The organism is Candidatus Accumulibacter vicinus, from assembly GCF_000584955.1.
Classification (GTDB): domain Bacteria; phylum Pseudomonadota; class Gammaproteobacteria; order Burkholderiales; family Rhodocyclaceae; genus Accumulibacter; species Accumulibacter vicinus.
In genome coordinates this window covers 15486-15931 of record NZ_JDSS02000036.1, presented here as the reverse complement: position 1 = coordinate 15931, position 446 = coordinate 15486, and the positions used below count along the sequence as shown (strand labels likewise).

The window sequence follows — 446 nt, the reverse complement described above, 5'->3', positions numbered from 1 at the left end:
GCCTTGCTGAACCAGACCCGGGCTTTCGGCCTGGTATTGACCAGAAAAACCGCTCGCCGAACACGCCCCGACCATTTTCAGCAGGAAACCTTCGTTCATCCATCCCTGCATCATACACTGCCCTTCCTGATACTGTCCCTGCAGGATTCCGGTGGCGAACAAGGGCGGGAGAACCCGGATTGCAGCCGTCACGCCGGCGCCGAAACGACGCAATTGAAATTGCACCCGGGCGGTCGTGCCGACGGTCAGATTGGTGGCGGTTCCTTGCATCATGACGTCGAAGCCGGTCTGTTTATCGGGCACTGCGACCGGCGGCAGCGCCGGCTGGCGCTCCACGGGCGGCTCCGGCCCAGCTGGTCGGGATTCCTGTCGCACCGGCTCACGTTCCTTCTGCGAGGCACTTTTCAGCGCGGCCAGACGACGCCGGGCAACGGCAGCAAACTTGC

At 63.2% G+C, this 446-nt stretch carries 2 protein-coding genes; one reads left to right on the top strand and one right to left on the bottom strand.

Features of this window, described 5'->3' with window-relative positions; all coding sequences use genetic code 11:
* Nucleotides 1–273, bottom strand: a 273-nt coding sequence (locus tag CAPSK01_RS23355) for a hypothetical protein (protein WP_273703822.1), incomplete at its 3' end; no start/stop codon positions are given.
* On the opposite strand from CAPSK01_RS23355, the gene CAPSK01_RS23350 reads away from it, so the two are divergent.
* The coding region (locus tag CAPSK01_RS23350; RefSeq protein WP_273703821.1) for a hypothetical protein at nucleotides 265–446 on the top strand (182 nt) is incomplete at its 3' end. The two genes, CAPSK01_RS23355 and CAPSK01_RS23350, sit on opposite strands and share 9 nt — an antisense overlap.